Source organism: Microbulbifer salipaludis, assembly GCF_017303155.1.
Taxonomy (GTDB): domain Bacteria; phylum Pseudomonadota; class Gammaproteobacteria; order Pseudomonadales; family Cellvibrionaceae; genus Microbulbifer; species Microbulbifer salipaludis.
Genome location: NZ_JAEKJR010000001.1, coordinates 774,289 through 797,781, shown reverse-complemented (window position 1 = coordinate 797,781; position 23,493 = coordinate 774,289). Strand labels below are relative to the sequence as shown.

General features: G+C 60.8%; 18 protein-coding genes. 3 read left to right on the top strand and 15 right to left on the bottom strand.

What is annotated here, in order from left to right; genetic code table 11:
* Window positions 1-272: 272 nt before the first annotated feature.
* A complete protein-coding gene (locus JF535_RS03340; RefSeq protein ID WP_206999061.1) occupies window positions 273-3,233 on the top strand; it encodes a DUF6531 domain-containing protein in 2,961 nt (986 codons plus the stop codon).
* Between the two features lie 240 nt (window positions 3,234-3,473).
* Window positions 3,474-4,703, top strand: a complete 1,230-nt coding sequence (locus JF535_RS03335; RefSeq protein WP_206999059.1) for a lytic polysaccharide monooxygenase — start codon at window positions 3,474-3,476, stop codon at window positions 4,701-4,703.
* 81 nt (window positions 4,704-4,784) lie between these two features.
* Here JF535_RS03335 and JF535_RS03330 read toward each other — a convergent pair whose 3' ends face one another.
* Window positions 4,785-5,981, bottom strand: a complete 1,197-nt coding sequence (locus JF535_RS03330; protein ID WP_206999057.1) for a multidrug effflux MFS transporter — start codon at window positions 5,979-5,981, stop codon at window positions 4,785-4,787.
* 191 nt (window positions 5,982-6,172) lie between these two features.
* On the opposite strand from JF535_RS03330, the gene JF535_RS03325 reads away from it, so the two are divergent.
* Window positions 6,173-7,189 carry a succinylglutamate desuccinylase/aspartoacylase family protein gene (locus JF535_RS03325; RefSeq protein WP_206999055.1) on the top strand — a complete coding sequence of 339 codons (1,017 nt, stop codon included), beginning with the start codon at window positions 6,173-6,175 and terminating at the stop codon, window positions 7,187-7,189.
* Between the two features lie 94 nt (window positions 7,190-7,283).
* On the opposite strand, the gene JF535_RS03320 is transcribed toward JF535_RS03325, so the two are convergent.
* The 14 genes from JF535_RS03320 to JF535_RS03255 form a co-directional block, all read right to left on the bottom strand.
* A complete protein-coding gene (locus JF535_RS03320; protein WP_206999052.1) occupies window positions 7,284-8,510 on the bottom strand; it encodes a lytic murein transglycosylase in 1,227 nt (408 codons plus the stop codon).
* Between the two features lie 137 nt (window positions 8,511-8,647).
* Window positions 8,648-9,316: a PAQR family membrane homeostasis protein TrhA gene (gene trhA / locus JF535_RS03315; RefSeq protein ID WP_206999050.1), complete on the bottom strand. Its 669-nt coding sequence runs from the start codon at window positions 9,314-9,316 to the stop codon at window positions 8,648-8,650.
* A 182-nt stretch (window positions 9,317-9,498) separates the two neighbouring features.
* A complete protein-coding gene (locus tag JF535_RS03310; protein WP_206999048.1) occupies window positions 9,499-10,821 on the bottom strand; it encodes an adenylosuccinate synthase in 1,323 nt (440 codons plus the stop codon).
* Between the two features lie 122 nt (window positions 10,822-10,943).
* Window positions 10,944-12,134: an ATP phosphoribosyltransferase regulatory subunit gene (locus JF535_RS03305; protein ID WP_206999046.1), complete on the bottom strand. Its 1,191-nt coding sequence runs from the start codon at window positions 12,132-12,134 to the stop codon at window positions 10,944-10,946.
* Between the two features lie 63 nt (window positions 12,135-12,197).
* Window positions 12,198-12,383 (bottom strand): DUF2065 family protein, encoded by a 186-nt coding sequence (locus tag JF535_RS03300; protein WP_206999044.1) that lies wholly within the window; start codon window positions 12,381-12,383, stop codon window positions 12,198-12,200.
* 171 nt (window positions 12,384-12,554) lie between these two features.
* Complete coding sequence (gene hflC / locus JF535_RS03295; protein WP_206999042.1) at window positions 12,555-13,430, bottom strand: protease modulator HflC; 876 nt, start codon at window positions 13,428-13,430, stop codon at window positions 12,555-12,557.
* 10 nt (window positions 13,431-13,440) lie between these two features.
* Window positions 13,441-14,592, bottom strand: a complete 1,152-nt coding sequence (gene hflK, locus JF535_RS03290) for an FtsH protease activity modulator HflK (RefSeq protein WP_206999039.1) — start codon at window positions 14,590-14,592, stop codon at window positions 13,441-13,443.
* A gap of 121 nt (window positions 14,593-14,713) precedes the next feature.
* Window positions 14,714-16,051 carry a ribosome rescue GTPase HflX gene (gene hflX, locus JF535_RS03285; RefSeq protein ID WP_206999037.1) on the bottom strand — a complete coding sequence of 446 codons (1,338 nt, stop codon included), beginning with the start codon at window positions 16,049-16,051 and terminating at the stop codon, window positions 14,714-14,716.
* Window positions 16,052-16,241: 190 nt separating this feature from the next.
* A complete protein-coding gene (gene hfq, locus JF535_RS03280) occupies window positions 16,242-16,529 on the bottom strand; it encodes an RNA chaperone Hfq (protein WP_066960503.1) in 288 nt (95 codons plus the stop codon).
* 179 nt (window positions 16,530-16,708) lie between these two features.
* Window positions 16,709-17,671, bottom strand: coding sequence for a tRNA (adenosine(37)-N6)-dimethylallyltransferase MiaA (gene miaA / locus JF535_RS03275; protein ID WP_206999029.1), 963 nt, complete (start codon window positions 17,669-17,671; stop codon window positions 16,709-16,711).
* Between the two features lie 161 nt (window positions 17,672-17,832).
* Window positions 17,833-19,731, bottom strand: a complete 1,899-nt coding sequence (gene mutL, locus JF535_RS03270) for a DNA mismatch repair endonuclease MutL (protein WP_206999026.1) — start codon at window positions 19,729-19,731, stop codon at window positions 17,833-17,835.
* Between the two features lie 174 nt (window positions 19,732-19,905).
* A complete protein-coding gene (locus JF535_RS03265) occupies window positions 19,906-21,183 on the bottom strand; it encodes an N-acetylmuramoyl-L-alanine amidase (RefSeq protein WP_242523671.1) in 1,278 nt (425 codons plus the stop codon).
* 151 nt (window positions 21,184-21,334) lie between these two features.
* Window positions 21,335-21,847, bottom strand: coding sequence for a tRNA (adenosine(37)-N6)-threonylcarbamoyltransferase complex ATPase subunit type 1 TsaE (gene tsaE / locus JF535_RS03260; protein ID WP_206999023.1), 513 nt, complete (start codon window positions 21,845-21,847; stop codon window positions 21,335-21,337).
* A gap of 36 nt (window positions 21,848-21,883) precedes the next feature.
* Window positions 21,884-23,401 (bottom strand): NAD(P)H-hydrate dehydratase, encoded by a 1,518-nt coding sequence (locus JF535_RS03255; protein WP_206999012.1) that lies wholly within the window; start codon window positions 23,399-23,401, stop codon window positions 21,884-21,886.
* Between the last annotated feature and the right edge of the window lie 92 nt (window positions 23,402-23,493).

Sequence of the window (23,493 nt, the reverse complement as noted above, 5' to 3'; positions counted from 1 at the left end):
AGCAGCCTCCATCCCCAGGCGATGTTTTTGCTATCTGCCGATGGTTACGCAAACCTGGAAATGGAACAGCCGTACCAGTCGAGGTGAAAAATCCGCTGTGGCCCAGTGCTCCGACTATCAAACCGATCGATTACTGCCTGACAAATTTCTCCAGCCCAGCCATTCTCCACCTACCGGATAAGACACCCGTTCAGCTCTGCAACTATCCTGGCACCAATTTTCGCGGTGAGCCTACCCCAGATATCGTTCAGGCCACCACTGTCCTTGGCCACGTGATCGCATTTAATGGGGAGGTCGCTTTTGGACGCACTGACTTTGTCCTCTCCGGGCCATTCAATTTTTCCTGGCAACGCTTCTATCGACAAAGTGTCGATGGTAATCAGGGCCTGGGCCAGGGATGGCGGCATACACTCAGCGAGCAACTGCAACTTCCGGAGCCGGGAGCCGACAGTAACAAGGTCATACTCAATACCGCCGAAGGACGCTGTATTGCTTTCGATCTGCCGGCCATCGGCCACGGTAGTTTCAATCGCAGCGAGCGACTTTGCCTGCTGCGACAGAGCCTGCACAGTTTCCGAGTCTCTGCATTCGATCAACCCGATAAAATTTTTCGTGCAGATGGCGCCGGCCGTAGTGTTCCTCTCAGCGAGATCCGGGATGGCTTCGGCAACACCCTGACAATAGATTATCAGGAGGGGCGGCCCCACAAGATCGTGACATCCTGGGGGCGCACCCTCTATTTTGTTTACCGGCAGGGGTGTCTACAAAAAATTTTCGACTCCCTAGAAAGCTCGGATCATGCGCCTCTGTGTGATTACGAGTTTGATGACGAGCAGTGTCTTGGTACGGCAGTCAGCAATCACTGCACCCACGCAAACTATGCATCACGCCGCAGTGAATCTTACTCCTACGAACAGGGACGACTCTGCAAACTGCACAGCGATGAAACCGGCCACCTTGCATTCACCTACGACGGTATAGATCGCTGTCGCCAACTCAGTGTGGGGCGGCAGCAGTACCTGCTGCGCTGGTCATCGGGACGACGCGCGTGTACCCTGTCGGTTGATGATCAACACGATATCCAGTGGCAGTTCGACACCCGCGGAAATACCATCAGTCGCCGGCAACATGGGCGCGAGACCCGTCGACGCTACGATTACTATTCCAATCTGTGCCTGCAGGTAGACAGCACGGGGGCATCCACTTTATTGCGCCACGATGAATTTGGCCGGCTTGTGCGCCGCAACCGCCACGGCGTACACCAGCATTACATTTACGATGCCAGGGGGCGATTGCTGGCCAGCGGGATCAGCGGCCCCGACGGCCCCTCTGCCGTCTGGAAGTTTTCCTATCAGGAACACTCGCGGCCCACGCAGGTGGTCGACCCCGCGGGCAACCAGTGGCACTGCGACTACGATGACAAAGGCCAGCTGCGCCAACTCAAAGATCCGGAAGATGGCTGTGTGAGCCTGCATTGGGATGCACAGGGGCAACTGCGGGAATTGCAACAGGGCGACCGTCGATATCGCTGGCAGTATGACGAGCGGGGACGGCCGCGGGCGTTTGACGCAGGTAACTCAGACACCGCAACGGTACACAGCTGGGAATACGACACCTTCGGCACTCTCTGCAAAAGCACATTGGGGGCACAAACCTGGACCCTGCGCTGCGATGACCATCACCGCCCCTGCGCCATCGAATATGACGGAGAAACGCAGCTTCAGTGGCAATCCGATGAACTCGGCCTTGTGCGTCATATTCGTTTTGCTGCGGGCACCCCCTGGCAGCTGGATTACAATCCGCGCCGGCAGCTTATCCGGCTCCACGCCGGCAATACGCAATTCCGCTGGCAATACGATGCCTTCGGCCAGTTGAGTCAGTTTTTCGGCGATGGGGGCCATCAACAGCGTGAGTGGCTGTACGATCTCGGCGGTCGCGTCACTGAATACCGGGACAGTGATAACCACTGGTTTCTGACCTACAACGCCCGCGGCACCCTAAATCAGATCCGCAACAATAACGGGCAGCAGTGCAACTTCCATTTCGATACTCACGGTCGCCTGCTGCAGGCGACAAACGACTGCTGCACCCTCCGCTACCGCTACGATCAGCGCGGTTTGCTCATCGCCGAGCACCGCGACCTGCAGCTGGAAAATCGCAGCGAGAGTCTCAGTATCAACCACCAGTATGACAGCCGGGGCTGGCTGCGCAGTTCCAGTTCCGACAGCCTCAATGTCACCTACACTTTTGCCGCCAGCGGGAATCTCTACGGTATCGATGCCAATGGCAAGCTGGTACTGCGCTGTGAGCAACGGGAAAATAGCGTGGCCTGGAGCCTGGGCGAGCACGAGGTCGTCAAACAGTATGAAGCCGGCGTGCTTACGACCATTACCCTGAACGGACAACATCGATTACCCCTCCAGAGTCGCCAACATCCCGCTAAGGTGCCAACCGCTCCCGCACAGTTTGTGCTGCGTGCGGCAAACGGACACACGGGGCTCGACCCGCGCGGTAATGTGGTTGACGAAGTGCGCCGAGACCACGGCGAAGTGTCGCACTATCACTACCAATACGATGGCTGGGGACTCCTGCACAGCACCGAATGCGGTGATTTCAAAACCTATTTCCACTACGACCCTTTTGGGCGACGGGTCGCCAAAAGCAGTACCCATCGTCGCTCGCGGCGACAACAGCGGGTGCTCAGTCACTGGTCTGGTCTCAGCCTGTGGAGCGAGGCAACTGTGCGGGACGGCCAGCGAACGCGCTTTCACTACCTCCATCACCCCATCAGTTCTGCTCTGGTGGCTCGCTCACTCGACCGTTCGAACGGCGACAGTGAAACAGACAGTGCGAACAATCCAATGCAGTACTGCGTCACCGATGATGATGGACAGCTGCTGGCGCTGCTGGACGAGAGCGAACCGGATACGCCAATCTGGCAAAGGGAAACACTGGACCCCGCTGCGAACGCGATTCGCAACCCCGGCAGCTACCGGGGTCGCGAGGGCATCTTCGATGTGGAAACCCAGCTTGTATACCGCGATTTCTGCTACTGGCGCCCCGCTCGCGCGACGGAGGGTGGCAACCCATCGCCAATCCTCAGGGCGCCCCTGGATATTGGCCAGGGGCGCTTGATGGCACTACACCAGGATCCGCAGCCTGCCCGCGCTTCAGCGGACCAGGGGCTGGATTCAGACCATGTGGCGGAGCGGCTGGCACAGCACGACGTTTAGCGGCATCCCAACACCGTCGCGTCGCGCTCAACCAGCCACTGGCTCTGCCAAAACAAGCACCCCGTCACACAATTGGCCCACACCCCGTGGGGCGCATAAGTTTTGACGCTCCATTCCCCAACCACCCACACAAATTCCATTAGCATGACGCCGCGAAGACAGCGTTGTCATTTTTTGGTAGGCGGCGTACACGCTTCGCTCCGAAAAACATAATCAACAATAAATTTAAGGAAATCTGTCATGCATCACACCAACAAAGCTTCGCGAATACGGCGTTCACAGGCCAGCGGCCAGCAAGGCAGCGGCCCGCTGCGGGCACTCACTTTATTCGCATTGTGCGCACTGCCCGGCCTCGATGCCCACAGCCATGGCACCATGGAAGTTCCGGAGAGCCGCATCTACAACTGCTTCCTGAATAATCCGGAAAACCCCGCTGACCCCGCCTGCGCCGCCGCCAAGGCCCTCGGCGGCACACAGCCGTTCTACGACTGGAACGAAATCAACCTGGCCAATGCCGCAGGTAATCACCGCGCACTGGTACCAGACGGGCAGCTCTGCTCTGGCGGGCGCAGCAAATACGCAGGCATGGACCTGGCACGAAGCGACTGGCAGGCAACGCCGATCACCCCCAAGGCCGATGGCACGTTTGACTTCACCTTCTGGGCAACAGCGCCACACGCCACGGATGAATGGGTGTTTTATATCACCCGCTCCGGCTACACCGGTGCCGATCCGCTGAAATGGGGTGACCTGTTCGAGTTCTGTCGTTTGGGCAATATCCCCGTAGGGGCCGATAAACGGTACACCCTGACCTGCCCCCTGCCCGAGCTGACCGGCAAGCATGTGATCTATACCACCTGGCAGCGCTCCGACAGTACGGAGGCCTTCTATACCTGTACCGATGTGGTACTCGGTGACGGCACACCCAGTGTCTGGGCGGATCAAGGTCCACTGCAGGCTCAGTCAGACCTCGCGTCTGGCAGCCAGATAAGCTTGCGATTGTTCAATAGCAGCGGCAACGACATGGAAACCGTCACCTTGCAGCTAACGCAGGATTCGACCGCTGCGGAATGGGCACTGGCATTTGCCAACCGGGTCAACAGCCAGTCCCAGTATGCGCGCATCGGTGTGCTCGACCCCTCCAGCGATACCATCACACCGCGATCGAGTGCAACGGAGAACCGGGTGTACACGCCGGCCGATTTAAACCTGAGCCACGAGGTGGATATCCAGCCGGCAGATACTGGCGGCGACGACGGTGGTGATACGGGCGGTGGCGATGGATACGACTACGCCTACCCCGCGGGCATCGGTAGTTACGTACCCGGAGAGACGGTAGTACTGGGCAGCGACGGCAGCCGTTACCGGTGCCGCCCCGCCCCGGAAGGGCAGTGGTGCAATATCAACAGCGCCTTCCATTACGCACCGGGCACCGGAACCAACTGGAGCGACGCCTGGACGCGCCTATGATGAACCGCTAAATGAACCGCCCAAACAGAAGCGTCCGGCGCTCGCCGGGCGCTTCTGTTACTCGCCGGTAAACCCAGCCGCTCAAGTGGTCACGGCCTGCGGGGGCTGGCGCAGCGTCACCACCGACAGCAGCACTGCCACGGCACCGCAGATCGTAATCGCCGCGACCAGTGTGCGGGGCGCACCATCGAACACGGCGCTCACGATAGCGATGGCCACGGCACCCAGCATCATTTGCAGCGTCCCGCCAAGCGCTGCCGCGGTGCCCGCAATCGGGCCGTGATCATCCAGCGACAGGACCATGGTGGTGGGTACTACCAGACCGAGAAACCCATTGGCGAGTAACAGCAGCGCCACCAGTACCGCAAAATCGTCGACACCCGCCAGGTTAAGCAGCAAGTGCAGCAACCCGCTGAGCGCGAAACCCGCGACCGCCCATTTCACCACGCTCACACCCCCAAAACGCTCACACAGATTGGCAGCAAACTGGCTCGCGATGAAAAAGCCCAGCGCATTCGCCGCAAAGGCCAGGCTGAACTGGGAGGGGGTCAGGCCGTAATAGTCTGTATACAAAAATGCCGCAACGGAAAGGAAAGAGAAGAAACTCGCCGTACCCATGCCGCCGATCAGTGTCATCCCCATAAAATAACTATCCCGGAACAACACACGAAACGCGCCGAGCATCGCCGCGGGGTTTACCGGCACCCGCTGATCCACCGGCAGTGTTTCCGGCAGGGCGAAGCGAATCAGCAGCAGGCTTGCCACTGTCGCCAGTGCCACGGCATAAAATACCGAAGGCCAGCCAAATGGCGCCATCAACAGGCTGCCCACCAGCGGCGCCAGCATCGGAGAAATCGAAATGACCAGCATTACGGTGGTCATCAGCCGCGTGGCCTCGGTGCCGGTATAGCGGTCACGAATAATGGCCCGCGGGATCGACATCACCGCGGCCGCGCCCACCCCCTGCACAAAACGCAGCGCAATCAGCCACTCGATGGTGGGGGCCAGTGCGCAGCCGATGGACGACAGCAAGAAGATCACCAACCCGAAATACAGCGGCGGTTTGCGCCCGAACATATCCGCCGCCGGCCCATAAAACAGCTGGCAGGCCCCAAACGCGATAAAGAAAGAGACCAGGGTGTACTGGGACATGGCCGTTGGCACCCCGTAGTCCTCGGCCATGGCCGGCATCGCGGGCAGGTACATATCGATGGCGAAGGGGCCGACACAGCTCAGCAAGCCGAGCATCAGTGCCATTTTAATCAGGTCAGGTTTCATGGGCTCTCGTATTCCGGGTGCTAACGGGTAGCAACTGTTACCGCCGGACAACCACGCCCGAACACCACTCGATTCTAACAGCACTCGGCAACGCGCCAAGCAACCCAGGCCCGCGAATCAAAATTGACTTTCACCATTCGCTGAGTCACAACTAGAATAACCCGCAAGTCATCCATAGCGATCAACCATCCATGCAAGAGCCCTTCGAAATCGCCGGCGTCAGTGTACTGCCGGGCGAGACGCGCAAAATAGAACTCCCCATCGTGCGGCTCTATACCGATACCGAAATGGCTATCCCGGTGTATGTGCACCGCGGCAAGCGACCGGGCCCCACCATGTTTGTGTGCGCGGCGATTCACGGTGACGAGCTGAACGGGGTCGAGATCATCAGCCGCCTGATCAACAGCAAGGCGCTCCGTTCCCTGCGCGGCACATTGATCGCTGTGCCGGTGGTCAATGTGTACGGGGTACTGCACCAGTCCCGCTACCTGCCAGACCGGCGCGACCTTAACCGCTCCTTCCCCGGTTCCTCACGCGGCTCCCTTGCCGGGCGCATGGCGCATGTATTCCTCGAGGAGATCGTCGCCAAATGCGATTACGGCATCGATCTCCACACCGGCGCCATCCACCGCAGCAACCTGCCGCAAGTGCGTGCCAACCTGGACGACCAGCAGACCCGCGAAATGGCCAGCGCCTTTGGTGTGCCGGTACTGCTCAACGCTACCCTGCGCGATGGCTCCCTGCGTCAGGCCGCCGCCGACCTGGGCGTTCGTATCCTGTTGTACGAAGCCGGTGAGGCCCTGCGTTTCGATGAACTGTGCATTCGCGCCGGTGTGCGCGGGGTACTGAATGTGATGCGCAAGCTGGATATGCTGCCGCCCAAAAAAGGCCGTCAGGGCATCGAGCCGTTTGTTGCGCGGCGCAGCGGCTGGTTGCGCGCCGGCGACAGCGGCATCGTCAACCACAAGAAGCAGCTTGGGGATCACGTCAAGAAAGGGGAAATCCTCGCCACCATTGCCGATCTCTACGGCAACGAGCTGGACAAGGTGCTGGCGGATGCCGACGGCATCATTATCGGCAAGCAGAATATTCCGCTGGTGCAGGAGGGTGAGGCCATGTACCACGTGGCCTATTTCCACGAACCGAACGAGGTACTGGAAAATCTGGAGTTACTGCAGGACTCGTTGCTGCCAGAAGAGAACTTCTAAATTTTCTCGCGAAGCGCTTGGTAGAAAGTGCAGGGCGGGCGCCCGCCCGCCATAGCAGGCGGAACAAGGCACCCTAAGCAGCACAGCGGCGATCTTATTGCTTGCGCAGGAGTTCAAGCACTTCCTTGCTCGGGAAACCCTGCAATTCAACGCCCGCTTCTTCCTCAAACTTGAGAATCGCCTTGCGCGTGCCACCACCGGCCTTGCCGTCGATCTCGCCGTCGTAATAGCCCTTCTCTTTCAGCTTGGTTTGCAGCTCGATCACCTCATCGTGATCCAGCTTGGTAAACGGCCGCTTCCAGTCTTTGGTCAGCGGCTTGGCGCCGCCAATCTGGTCCGCAAGAATACCCACCGCCGCTGCGTAGCGATCCGAATTGTTGTAGCGCTTGATGACGAAGAAATTCTTCAGCATCAGAAACGCCGGGCCCTTGCGACCCGCCGGCACCTTGAGCTCTGCCATATCATCCGGGCGCGGGAACTCCTGGCCGCGCACGCGCTTGACCCCGAGTTTTTCCCATTCCGATATTTTCAGCTTGCCCGCCGGCAGCTTGCGCTCCGGAATGGTCACCTCGTAACCCCAGGTCTGGCCGGTGACCCAACCATTTTTGTCCAGCAGATTCGCCGCGGTTGCCAGCGCATCCGGTACCGAGCTCCAGATATCGCGCTTGCCGTCTCCGTCCATATCCACCGCGTAGGCCTGGTAACTGGTGGGGATAAACTGGGTGTGCCCCATGGCCCCCGCCCAGGAGCCGGTGAGGTGACTCTCATCGATGTCACCACTTTGCAGGATCTTCAGCGCCGCCAGTAACTGGCTGCGGCCGAACTTTTTACGCTTGGGGTCCGCATAAGCCAGTGTGGCGAGCGAGCGCACCACACTGCGCATGACCGTCTGATTATCCAGAATCGCGCCAAAGCTCGACTCCATCGACCAGATCGCCAGCAGGATGTTTGGATTGACGCCGGACCGCTTTTCAATCTTGTCGAGCCACGGCTTCAGCTCCTGCTTCTTGGCACGACCACGCTGCACCGCGAATTTGGTGATGCGATTGTCAAAATACTGCCACGCCGGTGCTTTGAATTCAGGCTGATAACTCGCCTTGTCCAGCACCCACTGATCCGGCGAATCAATGCCCTTGAAGGCGCGGTCAAAGGTTTCTGCGGTGATCCCCTCCTTCATCGCCGTTTTGCGGAACTCTTTCTTCCACTTTTCGAAACCCGGGTCCGCGGCAGCGCCCGCCACCAGCGGTAGCGCACACAGGAAAGAAAATAGAATGGAAATAAAACCGGTGCGACGCACCGCTACAGAGGCAACCTGGCCCATAACGACTCCTTGGCAAAACACGCTCGCTCAAGGGTAGAACGGAAGACCGGTAACGGAAAGGGAGGAATGCCGCCAGTCACTCAGGCTGTGACCGGCCCGACACTCTTTTCAACCAAGCAGAGAAGGCTGTGCCGTTCTCAGCTCGCCGCCGGAATCACGTAAAACAGCACCGCAAAGAAGTGCAGCACGCCGCCCGCCAGAACAAACAGGTGCCAGATGGCATGGTGATAACGCAGGCTGCGCCACAGATAAAACGCGATACCGCCGGTGTAACACAGGCCACCGAGTACCAGCAGCAACAGACCGCCGGACGCCAGGTTATCCATTAGCGGCTTGATTGCCGCAATCACCACCCAGCCCATCAGCGCACTGAGCGTGATCGACAGCGCACGGATCTTCTTCAGCGGTGTGAACTGGATGATGAGGCCCACCAACGCCAGCCCCCAGATAATCCCGAACAGCCACCAGCCCCAGGGGCCGCGCAGGGTGACCAGGGTAAACGGGGTGTAAGTACCGGCGATCAGCAGGAATATGGAGGAGTGGTCCAGTGTGCGCAGTATCTGCTTGGCAGAGACATGGGTGATGCTGTGATACAGGGTGGACGCGGAGAAGCACAGAATCAGCGTCGCGGCGTAAATGCTGCTGCTGACAATGTGCCAGACATCCCCGCGCAGAGCGGCAAAACTGCACAATACGCCGAGGCCGGCGATGGCAAGTAGTGCACCCACACCGTGGATGACGCTATTGGCGATCTCTTCCCCAAAGCTGTAACGGCTGGTGACCTGGGCGGTCAGACTATTGGACATGGCGCTTACCCGTTCTGCGAACCTGCATCGATCCTTTGAGCGATCGATGACCAGAATGACAGAAAAATGTGACTGAAACTTTAATTACAGTCCATCATCGGGATTTGCCGCCTGCGACGCAAGCGAAGTTTGAGACCGGCGGGTATCGCCGGCCTCAACAGGAGGGGAAGGGACAGGGGCGATCAGATGCTCGCGTTGTGGATACCCATCTCACACAGGGCGGACGATTCACGCACGATGGTCTGCACCCGATCCGGGCCGGTGGAGATGATATCGATGGGCGCACCGACCAGCTCTTCGATACGCGCGATGTAGTCCCGCGCGGCCTGTGGCAGCTCCTTCTCGCGGCACACACCAAAGGTGGTCTCGCTCCAGCCAGGCATGGATTCGTACACCGGCTGCGCGCTTTCCCAGCCAGCTGCATCGAACGGCACCGGCATATCTTCGCCGGCGGCATTTTTGTAACCCACACAGATCTTCACTTCTTCCAGGCCATCCAGCACATCCAGCTTGGTCAGGCACAGGCCGGAAATACTGTTGATACGGATGGCGTGGCGCACGGCAACGGCGTCGAACCAGCCGGTGCGGCGCTGGCGACCGGTAGTGGCACCAAACTCGTGGCCTTTCTCACCCAGGTGGCGGCCTACCTCACAGTCCAGCTCGGTGGGGAAGGGTCCACTGCCCACACGGGTGGTATACGCCTTGGTAATGCCAAGCACGTAATCCAGGTACAGAGGGCCAAAACCGGAGCCGGTGGCGGTGCCACCAGCAGTGGTATTGGAGGAAGTCACATAGGGATAGGTGCCGTGGTCGATATCCAGCAGGGAGCCCTGGGCGCCCTCGAACAGGATGTGTTCGCCATTCTCACGGGCGGTGTGCAGCATGTCGGCCACATCGGCGATCATCGGCATCAGCTCGTCGCGCCAGGTTTCCGCGAGCTTGATGGTTTCCTCGTAGCTCACCGGGTCGACCTTGTAGTACTGGGTCAGGGCGAAATTGTGGTATTCCAGCAGCTCTTTGAGCTGGGCACAGAAGTTGTCCCAGTCACACAGGTCGCCCAGGCGCAGACCGCGGCGCGCGACCTTGTCTTCGTAAGCGGGGCCAATCCCGCGACCGGTGGTGCCAATCGCCTTGGCGCCACGGGCCTTTTCACGGGCCTGGTCCAGCGCCACATGCACGGGCAGGATCAGCGGGCACGCCGGCGACAGGCGCAAACGCTTGCGCACGGGGACACCGGCAGCTTCCAACTCGCCCATCTCTTTCTGCAGGGCTTCCGGGGACAGAACCACGCCATTGCCGATCAGGCAGGTCACGTCCGGGCGCAGCACGCCGGAAGGAATCAGGTGCAGCACGGTCTTTTCACCGTTGATCACCAGAGTGTGGCCGGCGTTGTGGCCGCCCTGAAAGCGGACCACCAGTGCGACTTTCTCGGTCAGCAGATCAACGATCTTGCCCTTGCCTTCGTCGCCCCACTGGGTGCCCAGCACCACTACATTCTTGCCCATGTGCGTAAATCTCGTGTCGTCAGTTCAAAAGACGGGCGGAAAGATGTGTCGGCCGCGCCCGTCGTGCGGCCTGAAAATCAACGTGCTGCCGTTGGCCAGAGGCCAATAGCAAAGCTTAGGGTTTACGAGCGGGACTTCACCACCCAGCCGGCGCCTTCCTTCACCAGTTCGCGGTCGCAGCGGCTCAGGGTCTCGCTATCATCGCTGCCGGCGTCGCCCATCAGGCTGATCACCACTTCACCCGCAGCGCGCAGGGACTCGGCGGTCTGCCACAGCTGTTCACAATCGCTGGCGGGAGCCAGAATCGCCCCGGCCTCCCGTTCACCGTTGGCACCCAGTGCATTGATCGCCGCCAGATCGGTACTGAAGCCGGTGGCCGCGCGGTCGCGGCCGAATACGGCACCGATGCCGTTGTAGCGGCCGCCGTTGGCCAGTGCCTGGCCGTGGCCAGGGGAGTAGGCGGCAAACACCAGCCCGGTCTCATAGTCGTAGCCGCGCATTTCGCTGAGGTCGAAAAACAGCGTCACCTGCGGGTAACGACGCGCAACCGCGTCGGCAACTTTCTGCAGTTCGTCCAGTGCACTTTTCAGCGCGTCCGGGCCGTTGCCAAACAGCTCTTTGGCCCGCGCCAGACACTCGCTGCCACCGGCCAGGCGCGGCAGGCCGCGCAGCCAGTTGGCGGCATCCGCGGAAGTAATATTGTCGTCTACCCAACGCTCGATATCCGCCACGGCTTTGCTTTGCAGCAAGGCAATCAACGCGCTCTTTTGCTGCTCGTCCAGCTCGGCGGCCCGGGCAAGGCTGCGGAAAATCGCCACATGCCCAAGGTCCAGGTGGATTTCGCGAATACCCGCAGCACGCAGGGTTTCGATCATCAGGCTGATGACCTCGATGTCGCCCTGCAGGCTTTCGACACCGTACAACTCCGCGCCAATCTGGATCGGCGCGCGCGGCCCCATGGGCGCTCGCGGGCGAGTGTAGAGCACCTGTCCCGCGTAGCACAGGCGATTAGCGCCACTGCGGGGGAAACTGTGGCTGTCGATACGCGCCGCCTGCGGGGTAATGTCCGCGCGAATCCCCAGGCTGCGGCCGGACAACTGGTCAGTCACCCGGAAGGTACTCAGGTCCACATCGCGCCCCATACCAATCAGCAGGGAGTCGGCAAACTCCACCATCGGCGGAATAATCAGCTCATATCCCCAGCGGTGATAGAGGTCCAGCAGGTTTCGGCGCAGGGTTTCCACCCGCTTGGCGTCGGCAGGCAAAATCTCGGCGATGCCATCCGGTAGCATCCAGCGTTCGGCTTGGGTCATGATGTGGGTATTCGACAGTTAACAGTGTGGCCTTCGCGACCGGGAGAACCTCAGACCTGTAGATCAGCCAAAGAGCATCAGCAGGGCCGTGCCGGCGAGCATGGAGACCAGCCCCGCCGTGCGCAGGCTGCGATTATCCACAGATGCCAGCTGCTGCACCAGTGCGCGCCAGCGCCGGGGGTAGAGAAAAGGCAATACACCTTCGATGATCAGTACCAGGCCCAGGGCCCGGACCAGCTCGTCCCACACAGTGACAGCTCCAGTCGCGCTTTGGCTTAGAGGTTCTACAACAGGTTCAATAAAAAGGGGCCGGCACAAAAAAACCGGGCGCCGGCCCGGTTTTGGGGATTTTACCACCATTTGATCGCGCTGTGGCCAGTTGTAACCAAACCGCGATCAATGTGGCTTCTGGGCAACTGCTTACTTGCCCTGAGAATCCTTGAGGTAGCGGAAGAAGTCGCTGTCCGGGTCCACCAGCAGCATGTCGCTCTTGCTTTTGAAGGATTCTTTGTAGGCGGTCAGGCTGCGGGAGAAGCGATAGAACTCCGGGTCCTTGCTGAACGCCTGGGCATAGATCTTGGCCGCTTCCGCATCACCGTCACCGCGCAACTCTTCTGCCTTGCGGTAAGCCTCGGACTCGATCACCACCTTCTGGCGGTCGGCATTGGCACGAATGCGTTCACTGGCTTCCTGACCTTTGGCGCGGTGATCCCGCGCCTCCAGCTCACGACCCGCTCGCATCCGCTGGAACACCGATTCGGAAACTTCCGGTGGCAGATCGATACGCTTGACGCGCACATCGACAATTTCCACGCCCAGGTCCGTTTGCGCCGTTTTGTTCAGGTTCTCGGTGATCTCCGCCATCAGCTCGTCGCGCTGACCACTCACCACCTCGTGCAGGTCACGCACACCAAACTGGTTCCGCAGCAGGTTGTTGATCTGCTCCGCCAGCAGGCGCACTGCGTTGCGCTCGTCACCGCGAGTCGCCACATAGAAACGGCCCACATCAACAATCCGGAACTTGGCGTAAGAGTCCACCATCATGAACTTGTTTTCGCTGTTCAGCATCCGCACCGGCTGCGAGTCCACCGTCTGGATACGGGCGTCGAACTTGCGCAGCTCGTGCACCAGCGGAATTTTGAAATACAGCCCGGGCTCGTAGTCGGTACGCACCACTTCACCGAAGCGCACCAGCACCGCCTTCTCGGTTTCCTTCACAACGAAGGCACTGGCAGACAACGCCAGCAGGCCCAGCAGTATCAGGGCAATGACAAATAGTGATTTGTTGTTGTTCATAGCAACCCCCTTATCGCACTTCGCGGCTGCGGCGAGCGTTATTCACTTCGGTGCGAATCTGGTTCATCACCCGCTGGGAAATCTCGTCGACCACCTGCGGAGTCACCTGTGTGCGCTGGCTGGCGCCACCGGACGCACCTCCGGTCAGCTTGTCCAGGGGCAGGTACATCATGTTGTTGCCACCCTCGACATCCACCATGACTTTGGACGTGTTGCTCATCACTTCCTGCATGGCATCCAGGTACATCCGCTCGCGGGTGACTTCCGGTGCCTGCTGGAACTCCGCCAGGAGTGCGGTGAAACGTGCCGCCTCACCGCGAGCACTTTCGACAACCCGGGATTTGTAGGCTTCCGCCTCTTCAATCATGCGCTGAGCCTGACCGCGCGCCACCGGGATGACCTGGTTGGCATAGGCCTGGGCTTCGTTCTGCAAGCGCACCTCGTCCTCACGGGCTCGCACCACGTCATCGAAGGCGTCCTGCACTTCACGCGGTGCCTTGGCGTCGGTGAGGTTGACCACATCGACCCGAATACCGGTTTGGTACAGGTCGAGGTACTCCTGCAGGCGCACCTGGGTATCGGCAGCAACCTGGGTACGATTCTGGGAGATAACCCCGTTCAGGGTCTGCGAGCCCACGATGTGGCGCAGGGCACTGTCAGTGGCCTCCTGCAGACTCTTCAGCGGGTCGCGCACACGCAGCACAAACGATTCGGCATTGTCGATATGCCACTGCACCTGCAGCACCACGTCGACGATACTGGCGTCCTCGGTGAGCATCTGGCCGGTGGTGCGCTCGGTACGCACCTCGGTCATGTTCACCTTGGTGACGTGATCGATCAGCGGCGGATTCCAGTGCAGACCGGAATTTACGGTGTTGTGGTATTTACCCAGGCGCAGAACCACCGCAGATTCGTTGGCATCCACCTGATAGAAGCCCCACAGGCCGTACACTACGGCCAGTACGATCATCACCAGCGACCAGGGGAAACTGCCGCCACCAGGGCGCCCGTCACCAGCGTCCGATGGCTTACCACCAAACAGGCCGTTCAGCTTTTGCTGCATTTTGCGCAGCAGTTCGTCGAGATCGGGCGGGCCATCGTTGTTGCGATTACCACCACCCCAGGGGTCTTTGTTATTACCACCCGGTTCGTTCCAGGCCATTTATTTACTCCAACTCTTCAACTTATTGATCGTTAGCTGTCGCGAAATTCTAGCATTGATTGCCATCAAGTATCCGCGCCCAGCGCTGTAAACTTTACCCTTGCTTATACGGTGACACCGCTCACTCGGTTTCCCAGTCTTCCGGTTTGGGCTCGGCATCGGGGTTTTCCGGTAGCCACTGCGGCGGATTCCCCACCTCGCGAAACGGCGCCATCAGCCGCTGTAACTCCGCCCGCGGCAACAATATTTTCAATTCAATGTCGCCGTTGTCGCGATAATTTTCTTCCTGCACCGCATTGCCTTCAAACAGCTGAGCCCGCAAGCGCGCGTGCTGCGGAGGAATCACTACCGCGCCGCTCACCATCTGCTGGCCAAGTCGTTCGGCGATGGCCTCCACCAGCAACTCACACCCCGCACCGGTGGCTGCGGACAACCACACCGCGCGCGGCACGCCCTGATCATCCCGGTCGATACGCGGTTCGGCGTCGGCCAGCAAATCCAGTTTGTTGTACACCAGCAGATGAGGCAAATCCGCCGCGCCAATTTCTTCGAGTACTGCCTGCACCTCTTCAATCAGGTGCAGACGATTTTCTGCCGCCGCATCCACCACATGCAGCAGTAGCGTGGCATTGGCCGCCTCCTCCAGCGTCGCGCGGAAGGCTTCCACCAGGCGGTGCGGCAAGTGGGAAACGAAGCCCACGGTGTCCGCCAGAATCATTGCGCCCACATTGGGCAGCTCTACCCGGCGCATGGTGGGATCGAGTGTGGCGAACAACTGATCGCGCACATAGACGTCAGCACTGGTGATGCGATTGAACAGGGTAGACTTGCCGGCATTGGTATAACCCACCAGCGAAACCGTCGCCACCTCGGCACGGGAACGTGCGCGACGCCCCTGCTCACGCTGACGCCGCACTTTGTCGAGACGCTTTTCAATGGAGTCGATACGCGCACGCAGCAAACGGCGGTCGGTTTCCAGCTGGGTCTCACCGGGGCCGCGCAGGCCAATACCGCCTTTCTGGCGCTCGAGGTGGGTCCAGCCTCGCACCAGGCGGGTGGACATGTGCCGCAACTGGGCCAGCTCTACCTGCAGCTTACCTTCATGGGTACGCGCCCGCTGGGCAAAGATATCCAGAATCAGGCCGGTGCGGTCCAGCACCCGGCACTTGAGTTCGCGCTCGATGTTGCGCTCCTGGCTGGGCGACAGGGTGTGATCAAAAATCACCAGTTCCGCGCCGTGCTTGGTCACGGTCTCCTGTATTTCTTCCAGTTTGCCGCGACCGACAAATGTCTTGGGATCCGGTGTGGCGCGCTGGCCAAAGATAAAGGCCACCGGGTCGGCACCGGCGGATAGCGCCAGTTCTTCAAATTCCCGCGGGTCGTCGGGACTGTCGATGGCGGAGAGTTCCAGGTGTACCAGCACAGCCAGCTCACCGGATTCCGGGCGATCAAAAAACAAGGATTATTCTCTTGGGCTCAATAGGTGCGCCATTGGCTGGCGCCGAACAACAGACGCCCCGGACGAACCGGGGCGCTGTTAATTACTGCTTTGTACAACGGCTTCGCAAACCCATCGCCACGCTTATTACACCAGAAACCCGGGGCAAACAGCGGGGACAATACGCAGCGAGGTACCGTCAAACCAACGGCTAGCCGCCGAAGGTATCGCGCTCGCCACCTTCCGGAGCGGCGCCTTCACCACCCTGTCCGGCCGGGTTCATCAGCGGTACACGAACAGCGCGCGAGGGTACAACGGTGGAAATAGCGTGTTTGTAGACCATCTGGCTCACGGTGTTTTTCAACAGCACCACGAACTGGTCGAAGGATTCGATCTGGCCCTGCAGTTTGATGCCGTTCACCAGATAGATGGAAACCGGGATTCGCTCTTTACGCAGAACATTCAGGTAAGGGTCTTGTAAGCTGTGCCCTTTTGACATCTTTTTTCTCCTTGCCAAAAGATAAGTCGCCAGATGACGCACGATCGCGCCCGCGAAACCCGCGGACTAAAAAACGGCCATGGTGATGCGGCGTATAAAAAAGAGCCAAAATTGAACAGGCTCTGTGAATAACTGACTGAACAGGGCTGGATACACCAGCCCACTCACGTTATGGCTGCTCAACCGAGAAATTTCAAGGCCTCTGCCAACATTTCGTCAATTTTGCGCACTTTGCCGCCAGACTGCTGTGCATCGATGCACTGCAGGTCCGGCCACCGTCGCAACCAGGTGAGCTGACGTTTGGCCAACTGGCGCGTGGCGGCAATGCCCGCCTCGACCATCTGCGGGTAATCCATCTCACCGTCGAGATACTCCCACACCTGCCGGTATCCCACCGCGCGGATCGCCGGCAGATCACGGTGCAGGTCACCGCGGGCGCGCAGCGCCTGCACTTCCTCGATAAACCCATTTTCCAGCATGCGCTCGAAACGCAGGGCGATGCGCTTGTGCAATAGGGACCGGTCTGTGGGCACGATCGCCAACTGCTGAATTGCGTATTGGGTGTGCAGAGAATCGCTCTGCTGCGCGGCCCGGAGTTCGGTCATGGTCTTGCCCGACAGGTGGTAAACCTCCAGCGCCCGCTCGATACGCACCGAGTGATTGGGGTGCAGCTCTGCTGCCATTGCCGGGTCTACTTGTGCCAGTTCGGCATGCAGTGCTGGCCAGCCTTCTTTTTCTGCGCGCGCCTCAATGGCCGCGCGAAACGCCGGGTCCGCCTGAGGCATCTCTGCCATGCCCTGCAATAGAGCCTTGAAATACAACATGGTTCCGCCCACCAGCAGCGGAATCTTTCCGCGCCCGCTGATCTCGGCCATTACCTTCAGGGCGTCCTGGCGAAAGCGGCCTGCGGAGTAGCTTTCCGCCGGATCGCAGATATCGATCAGGTGATGGGGGTATCTGGCGAGCTCCTCCGGTGTCGGCTTTGCCGAGCCGATATCCAGGCCGCGGTACACCAGCGCCGAATCCACGCTGATCAACTCCACCGGCAAGTGGTCGCTGATCGCCATCGCCAGGTCGGTCTTGCCCGAGGCAGTGGGCCCCATCAGAAAGATAGCGCGGGGGCGCGCGGGGTTTATTTGCATTTGGACGCCTTTAGAAACCGTAGCGAGCGGGTGCCTGGTGGTGGCCGCCGGAACGCAGGCAGCGGAATGTATTCGCTATACATGAGCATTCGACCGGGCTGGCGCACCAGTACCGCCGGACGCCGCCAGGCATCCGCGCAGTAGGTTTATGAAGGCGTCCATTATTGGCCGCGCATAAACCACTTATCCATATCGGACAGTTTCACCTGGGTCCAGGTGGGCCGACCGTGGTTGCACTGCCCGCTGCGTTCGGTGCGCTCCATATCCCGCAACAATGCATTCATCTCCGGGATGGTCAGCTTGCGATTGGCGCGCACGGAACCGTGACAGGCCATGGTGGAAAGGATCTCATTGATCTGGTTGCCAATGCGATCGCTGCTGCCCTCTGCCAGCAGGTCCGACAGCACATCCCGCACCAGCTGCTCCACCGGTGCACCGTGCAGCATGCTGGGCACCTGCCGCACCATCAGGGTTTCCGGCCCGGCGCGCTGCAACACAAAGCCGAGGGAAGTGAACACTTCCTCACGCTCTTCGAAACAGTCCGCCTCGCGTTCACTGACTGCCAGACTGACCGGCACCAGCAACGGCTGCGCCTGAATGCCACCGGCGGCGTGGGCGGCTTTCATATTTTCGTACACGATACGCTCATGTGCCGCGTGCATATCCACCACCACCATGCCGTGCTGGTTCTGGGAAAGAATATAGATACCGTGCAGCTGGGCCACGGCAAACCCCAGCGGTGGCGCCTCGCTGTCCGCTTCCGCCGGCATCGACGGCTGCCCGCCCGCCAGTGGCGTCGCCACGGCACCCGCAGGCGCCTCCTGCACACCGCCGCTATGGGGCTGGTGCAGTGCACCATAGCCCTGCATCTGCTGCTGGATGCGTTGCGGAGAGGACGCTGTACCAAATCCCTGACCGGCAAACCCCGCGGATGGCGCGGACGTCGAGGGCGACGGCGCCGAGGCCAGCGCCATTCGCTCCTGCCCGGCAAATTCGCCGGCGGCTACCCCGGAGATCTGCGGCGAAACCGCTTCGTGCTCGTCATTCTGACCCGGGCGCACATCGGCCAGGGCGCGGTGCAGGGAACCAAACAGGAAGTCGTGCACCAGGCGGCTGTCGCGGAAGCGCACCTCGTGTTTGGTGGGGTGCACATTCACATCCACCGAGGCCGGATCCAGCTCCAGGTACAGCACAAAGGCCGGATGCCGGCCGTGATACAGCACATCGGCGAAGGCGCGCCGCACTGCGTGGCTCACCACACGGTCGCGGATCGCGCGGCCGTTGACGTAGAAAAACTGCAGGTCAGCCTGGGAGCGGGAAAACGCGGGCTCCGCCACCCACCCCCACAAGCGCAAGCCATTGCGCTCCATTTCGATATGCAGCGCATTTTGCATAAACGCCGGCCCACACAACTGGGCCACACGCCGCTCCATTTCTGCGCGACTGGTGCCACCGCGCAGGTTGTGCACACCTTTGCCGTTGTGGCGCAGACTGATCGACACGTCGAACCGCGACAGGGCAAGGCGCTTGATGGTTTCATCGACGCGATTGAATTCGGTCTTTTCGGTACGCAGGAATTTCCGGCGCGCGGGGGTGTTAAAGAACAGGTCCCGCACCTCCACCGTGGTGCCACGGGGATGGGCGGCAGGCGCAAGCTGGGTTTCCATTTCGCGCCCCTCGGCAGATACCACCCAGCCCTTGCCGGAGTCATCGCGGCTGCTGGTCAGCGTGAGGCGGGCCACAGAGGAAATACTGGCCAAGGCCTCGCCGCGAAAGCCGAGGGTGGCAACCGCTTCGAGATCTTCGAGTGCGTGAATTTTCGAGGTGGCGTGACGGGCGAGGGCCAGGTGCAGGTCATCCTTTTCGATGCCCTTGCCATTGTCGCGCACCATGATGCGCTTCACCCCACCAGCGTCCAGGTCGACTTCCAGCCGTGTAGCTCCGGCATCGAGGCTGTTTTCCAGCAACTCCTTGATCACGGAAGCCGGACGCTCAACCACCTCACCGGCGGCGATCTGGTTGGCGAGTCTTGGGGAAAGTAGCTGGATATTTTCTGGCATCGGGGTCTTGTACTTACCGCTGGCCCGGAGCTATTCCGGGGCCACGCTTTCGGAGTTCTAGTGAATTGTTGTGGCGCAGGAGCACCGGGTAGCGGTTTTGAAAAGCCATTCCCAGTAGCCTGCCGCCACCGAAGGTAAAACGACCTCCGCTGCCGCAGTGCGGAACCACGACACTCAACTAGACGGGATAGTCAGCGTCTGACCCACCCGGATCATCGTGGTGCGCATGCCGTTGGCCCGCTTCAGGTCGGCCACCGAGATGTTGTAGCGGGCGGCGATGCCGGACAGGGTATCACCCCGCAAGATTCGATGCTTGCGGTCGATACGATTGGCATTGGCTGCAAGCCAGCTATCCGCCGGTGGGCGGGCGGTGAAGTGGGCGGCGATACCGTCGCCGAGCTTCTCCGCCATGCGCTTCTGGAACGACGGGTCGCGCAGGCGACGGGCTTCCTGAGGATTGGTGATAAAGCCGGTCTCTACCAGAATCGAGGGCACATCCGGATTGCGCAATACGGAGAAGTTCGCCTGCTCGACTTTCTTTTTGTGCAGGTGGGTGAAACTGCCCAGGGAGCTGAGCACACTGCTGCCAATATCCAGGCTCGCATTCATGGTGGCGGTCATCGCCAGGTCCAGCAGTACACCGGCGAGGGTGTCGTCCTTGTCGCTGAGGCTCAGGCTGCCAGCACCGCCGATGAGGTCGGATTCGTTTTCCCGCTGTGCGAGAAACCGCGCCGTCTCACTGGTGGCACCGCGCGAGGACACCGCATAAACGCCGGCACCGCGCGCATCCTTGCGGGTGAAGGCATCCGCGTGAATCGACACAAACAGATCCGCACGCAGTTCCCGCCCTTTTTTCACCCGATCGCGCAGGGGAATGTAGTAATCACCGGTGCGCACCAGTTTGGCGGTAAAGCCGGGGCGTGCATCGATGGACTTTTGCAGGTAGCGGGAGATGGCCAGCACCACGTCTTTTTCGCGCAGGCCACCGGGACCGAGCGCGCCCGGGTCCTCACCACCGTGGCCGGCATCAATGGCAACAACGATATCGCGCTTGCCGCTGACCACCTGCACCTGCTCGATAGTTTTTTCTTCCACCTTACCCCGGTCGTGCAGGTCAATTACCAGCCGGTCGGGGAGCTGTTGGTGGCGGCGCAGGGCGAAGCTGCGGGGATTGACCGGTTGCTTGAGGTCCAGCACCACACGCAGGTCGCGATTGTTCTGCACCGCATGGCGCACGCCCGCGATGGGTGTATCCGCCAGTGGCAGATCCTCGATGCCGGTGGACAGCCTGGCGCCACTCACGTCGATAACCACGCGATCCGGGTTGGTGAGCGTGAACAGTTTGTGCTCGGCGGGGCCGTTAAGATCGAACACCAGGCGGGTGTGATCCGGAGCACGCCACAGGCGCACCCCTTCGACTTCTGCGCTGTTGGCCACGGCCGCCGGCAGCATAACCAGCGCCGCCAGCAACAGGGCGACGAGCCTGAAGTCCCAATTTGTTGCAGTCAATTTTGCTGTCAGTCGCACTGGCAACCTTGCTCCGCTCATTATTATTGCCCTGTGGAATCTATGCCATTCGGCCCCAACCACTCTCCCCAGTGTATCAATCCCGTGGGAAGTCCGCCCCTTTCAGTACCGCCGCGCCCGCTTCGCTCAGCGCCACCAGTTTCAGTGCACGACCCTCGCCCTTGAGCTGCAGGGTCAGCTCCATATCCGGGGGCGGCAATACCCCGGCGCCGCGCTCTGACCACTCCACCAGACTGAGGCTGCCCGGGCCAAAGTAGTCGCGCACCCCCATATACTCCAGTTCTTCCGCATCGCCCAGGCGATAAAGATCAAAATGATAAACCCGGCGCTCGCCTTCGCTGCCGGGGGCAAACTCGTAAGGCTCCACCAGAGTATACGTCGGACTTTTTACCGCACCGCGGTGACCTAACGCGCGCAACACCCCACGGCTGAACGTGGTCTTGCCGGCACCCAGCTGGCCGCCAAGAAAAATCACCAGGCCGGCACTCAGGCCACTGGCCGCACAGGCTTTGCCCAGCGACTCGCCAGCCGCCACGGTGGCGGCCTCGTCGGCGAGATACAGGGTTTTATCCACAGGCAGTGTGCTCACAACGACATCCCTCGAACAAATCCTTCGGACAAACTCTCAATCCACCAGCGCGCGGATATGTGGCAGCAGGTCAGTGGCGAGCAGGCCGCGCTGGCCATCCTGCGCCGCGCGGTTGCCGGCCTCGCCGTGCAGCCATACCGCCAGCCGTGCCGCCGCGGGCGGCGCCATGCCCTGCCCAAGTAACGCGGCGATCACACCGGTCAACAGGTCACCCATGCCGCCGGAGGCCATGCCCGGATTGCCGCTGTTGATCAGTTCCACACCCTCGCTGTGGGCGATCAGTGTGCCGGACCCTTTAAGTATCACGACGCCACTGAATTTTTGCTGAATGGCTTTCGCTGCCGCCACGCGGTCGGCACTGACCTCGGTAGTGGACACACCCAACAGGCGCGCCGCCTCGCCAACATGCGGGGTGAGCACCCAGTCGTCGCGCTGCACGCCTGCCAGTACCCGACCGCCGGCGAGAATATTCAACGCGTCCGCATCCAGCACCAGTTTGGCCCGGGCGCGGCCGGCGCGTGCCAGCAGTTGTTCGCTCCACGGGCTTTTGCCCAGCCCCGGGCCAACCGCAATCACATCCGGCGCCTCCAGCAGTGGCTCCAGCTCCTGGCCGGACACCACCGGATGTGCCATTACCTCCGGGCAGCGGGTCAGCACCGCGGCCACATGCTCCGGGCGCGACGCGAGCGAGATCAATCCGGCGCCGGCGCGGGCGGTGGCCTCTGCCGCCATCAAGGCCGCGCCACCAAAGCCGTGGTCACCGCCGACCACCAGCACATGGCCAAACTGGTTTTTGTAGCTGTCGACAGGGCGCGGCAACAGGCGCTCCAGGCTGTCGCCATTGTGCCGCGCCAGCAACGCCGGCACCTGCGGGTAAATAGCCGGCGCCGCACCCAGATCGTCAAAGACCACGTCTCCGGTGAGCGCGGGGCCGCGGCCCAGATACAGGCCGGCCTTGCGACCAATAAACGTGATGGTCACATCCGCCGCCACCGCACCGCTATCGGCGGTGCCGCTGTCCGCATGCAGGCCGGACGGCAGGTCCACTGACAGCACCGGCGCTGCCGCCGCATTAATGTGCTCAATGGCACTGTCCATCGGCGCCCGCAGGGAACCACTGAAACCGGTCCCCAGTAGCGCATCCACCAGCACGGTATTTTTCTCCACCGGCGGTAAGGCTTCCAGACTCGACACCAGGGTGGCACCCTCGCGCTCGGCAAAACGGTAGGCTTCCAGCGCCTCGCCCTGCAGCTTTTCGGCGGGCACGGCCATATACACGGTGACGGGAATCTGTCGCTGGGCGGCAAGCCCGGCGATCACATAGCCGTCTCCGCCATTGTTGCCGCCACCACAAAACACCTGGATCGCCGCCAGGTCGGGCCAGCGGCTGCGCAGGCTGTCATAGGCCGCGCGACCGGCGCGCTTCATCAGTGCAAGGCCGGGGATCTGCTGCTGGCTGATAACCAGCTGATCCAGCTGGCGCACAGCCTCCGCACTGTAGAGAGATTGCGGGGCCGAAACAGGCGGGTGGGCGGCGGTGGTCTGACTGTCCATGATAGTTACTGCGTTCCGATGTTGGCGATGACGATGGCCAAGCGCAGTGAGCAAGCCCTGTGGCTAGTTTCACCTTTTGCGCTCAGGTTCTG

Bases quoted from the DNA above. Each gene is read 5' to 3' on its own strand.
- hfq (WP_066960503.1), bottom strand. From the start codon at position 16,529: ATGTCAAAAGGGCACAGCTTACAAGACCCTTACCTGAATGTTCTGCGT.
- JF535_RS03305 (WP_206999046.1), bottom strand. From the start codon at position 12,134: ATGACCCAAGCCGAACGCTGGATGCTACCGGATGGCATCGCCGAGATT.
- trhA (WP_206999050.1), bottom strand. From the start codon at position 9,316: ATGTCCAATAGTCTGACCGCCCAGGTCACCAGCCGTTACAGCTTTGGG.
- JF535_RS03325 (WP_206999055.1), top strand. From the start codon at position 6,173: ATGCAAGAGCCCTTCGAAATCGCCGGCGTCAGTGTACTGCCGGGCGAG.
- JF535_RS03310 (WP_206999048.1), bottom strand. From the start codon at position 10,821: ATGGGCAAGAATGTAGTGGTGCTGGGCACCCAGTGGGGCGACGAAGGC.
- hflC (WP_206999042.1), bottom strand. From the start codon at position 13,430: ATGAACAACAACAAATCACTATTTGTCATTGCCCTGATACTGCTGGGC.
- JF535_RS03330 (WP_206999057.1), bottom strand. From the start codon at position 5,981: ATGAAACCTGACCTGATTAAAATGGCACTGATGCTCGGCTTGCTGAGC.
- miaA (WP_206999029.1), bottom strand. From the start codon at position 17,671: ATGCAAATAAACCCCGCGCGCCCCCGCGCTATCTTTCTGATGGGGCCC.
- JF535_RS03335 (WP_206999059.1), top strand. From the start codon at position 3,474: ATGCATCACACCAACAAAGCTTCGCGAATACGGCGTTCACAGGCCAGC.
- mutL (WP_206999026.1), bottom strand. From the start codon at position 19,731: ATGCCAGAAAATATCCAGCTACTTTCCCCAAGACTCGCCAACCAGATC.
- hflK (WP_206999039.1), bottom strand. From the start codon at position 14,592: ATGGCCTGGAACGAACCGGGTGGTAATAACAAAGACCCCTGGGGTGGT.
- JF535_RS03255 (WP_206999012.1), bottom strand. From the start codon at position 23,401: ATGGACAGTCAGACCACCGCCGCCCACCCGCCTGTTTCGGCCCCGCAA.
- JF535_RS03265 (WP_242523671.1), bottom strand. From the start codon at position 21,183: ATGCTGCCGGCGGCCGTGGCCAACAGCGCAGAAGTCGAAGGGGTGCGC.
- JF535_RS03320 (WP_206999052.1), bottom strand. From the start codon at position 8,510: ATGGGCCAGGTTGCCTCTGTAGCGGTGCGTCGCACCGGTTTTATTTCC.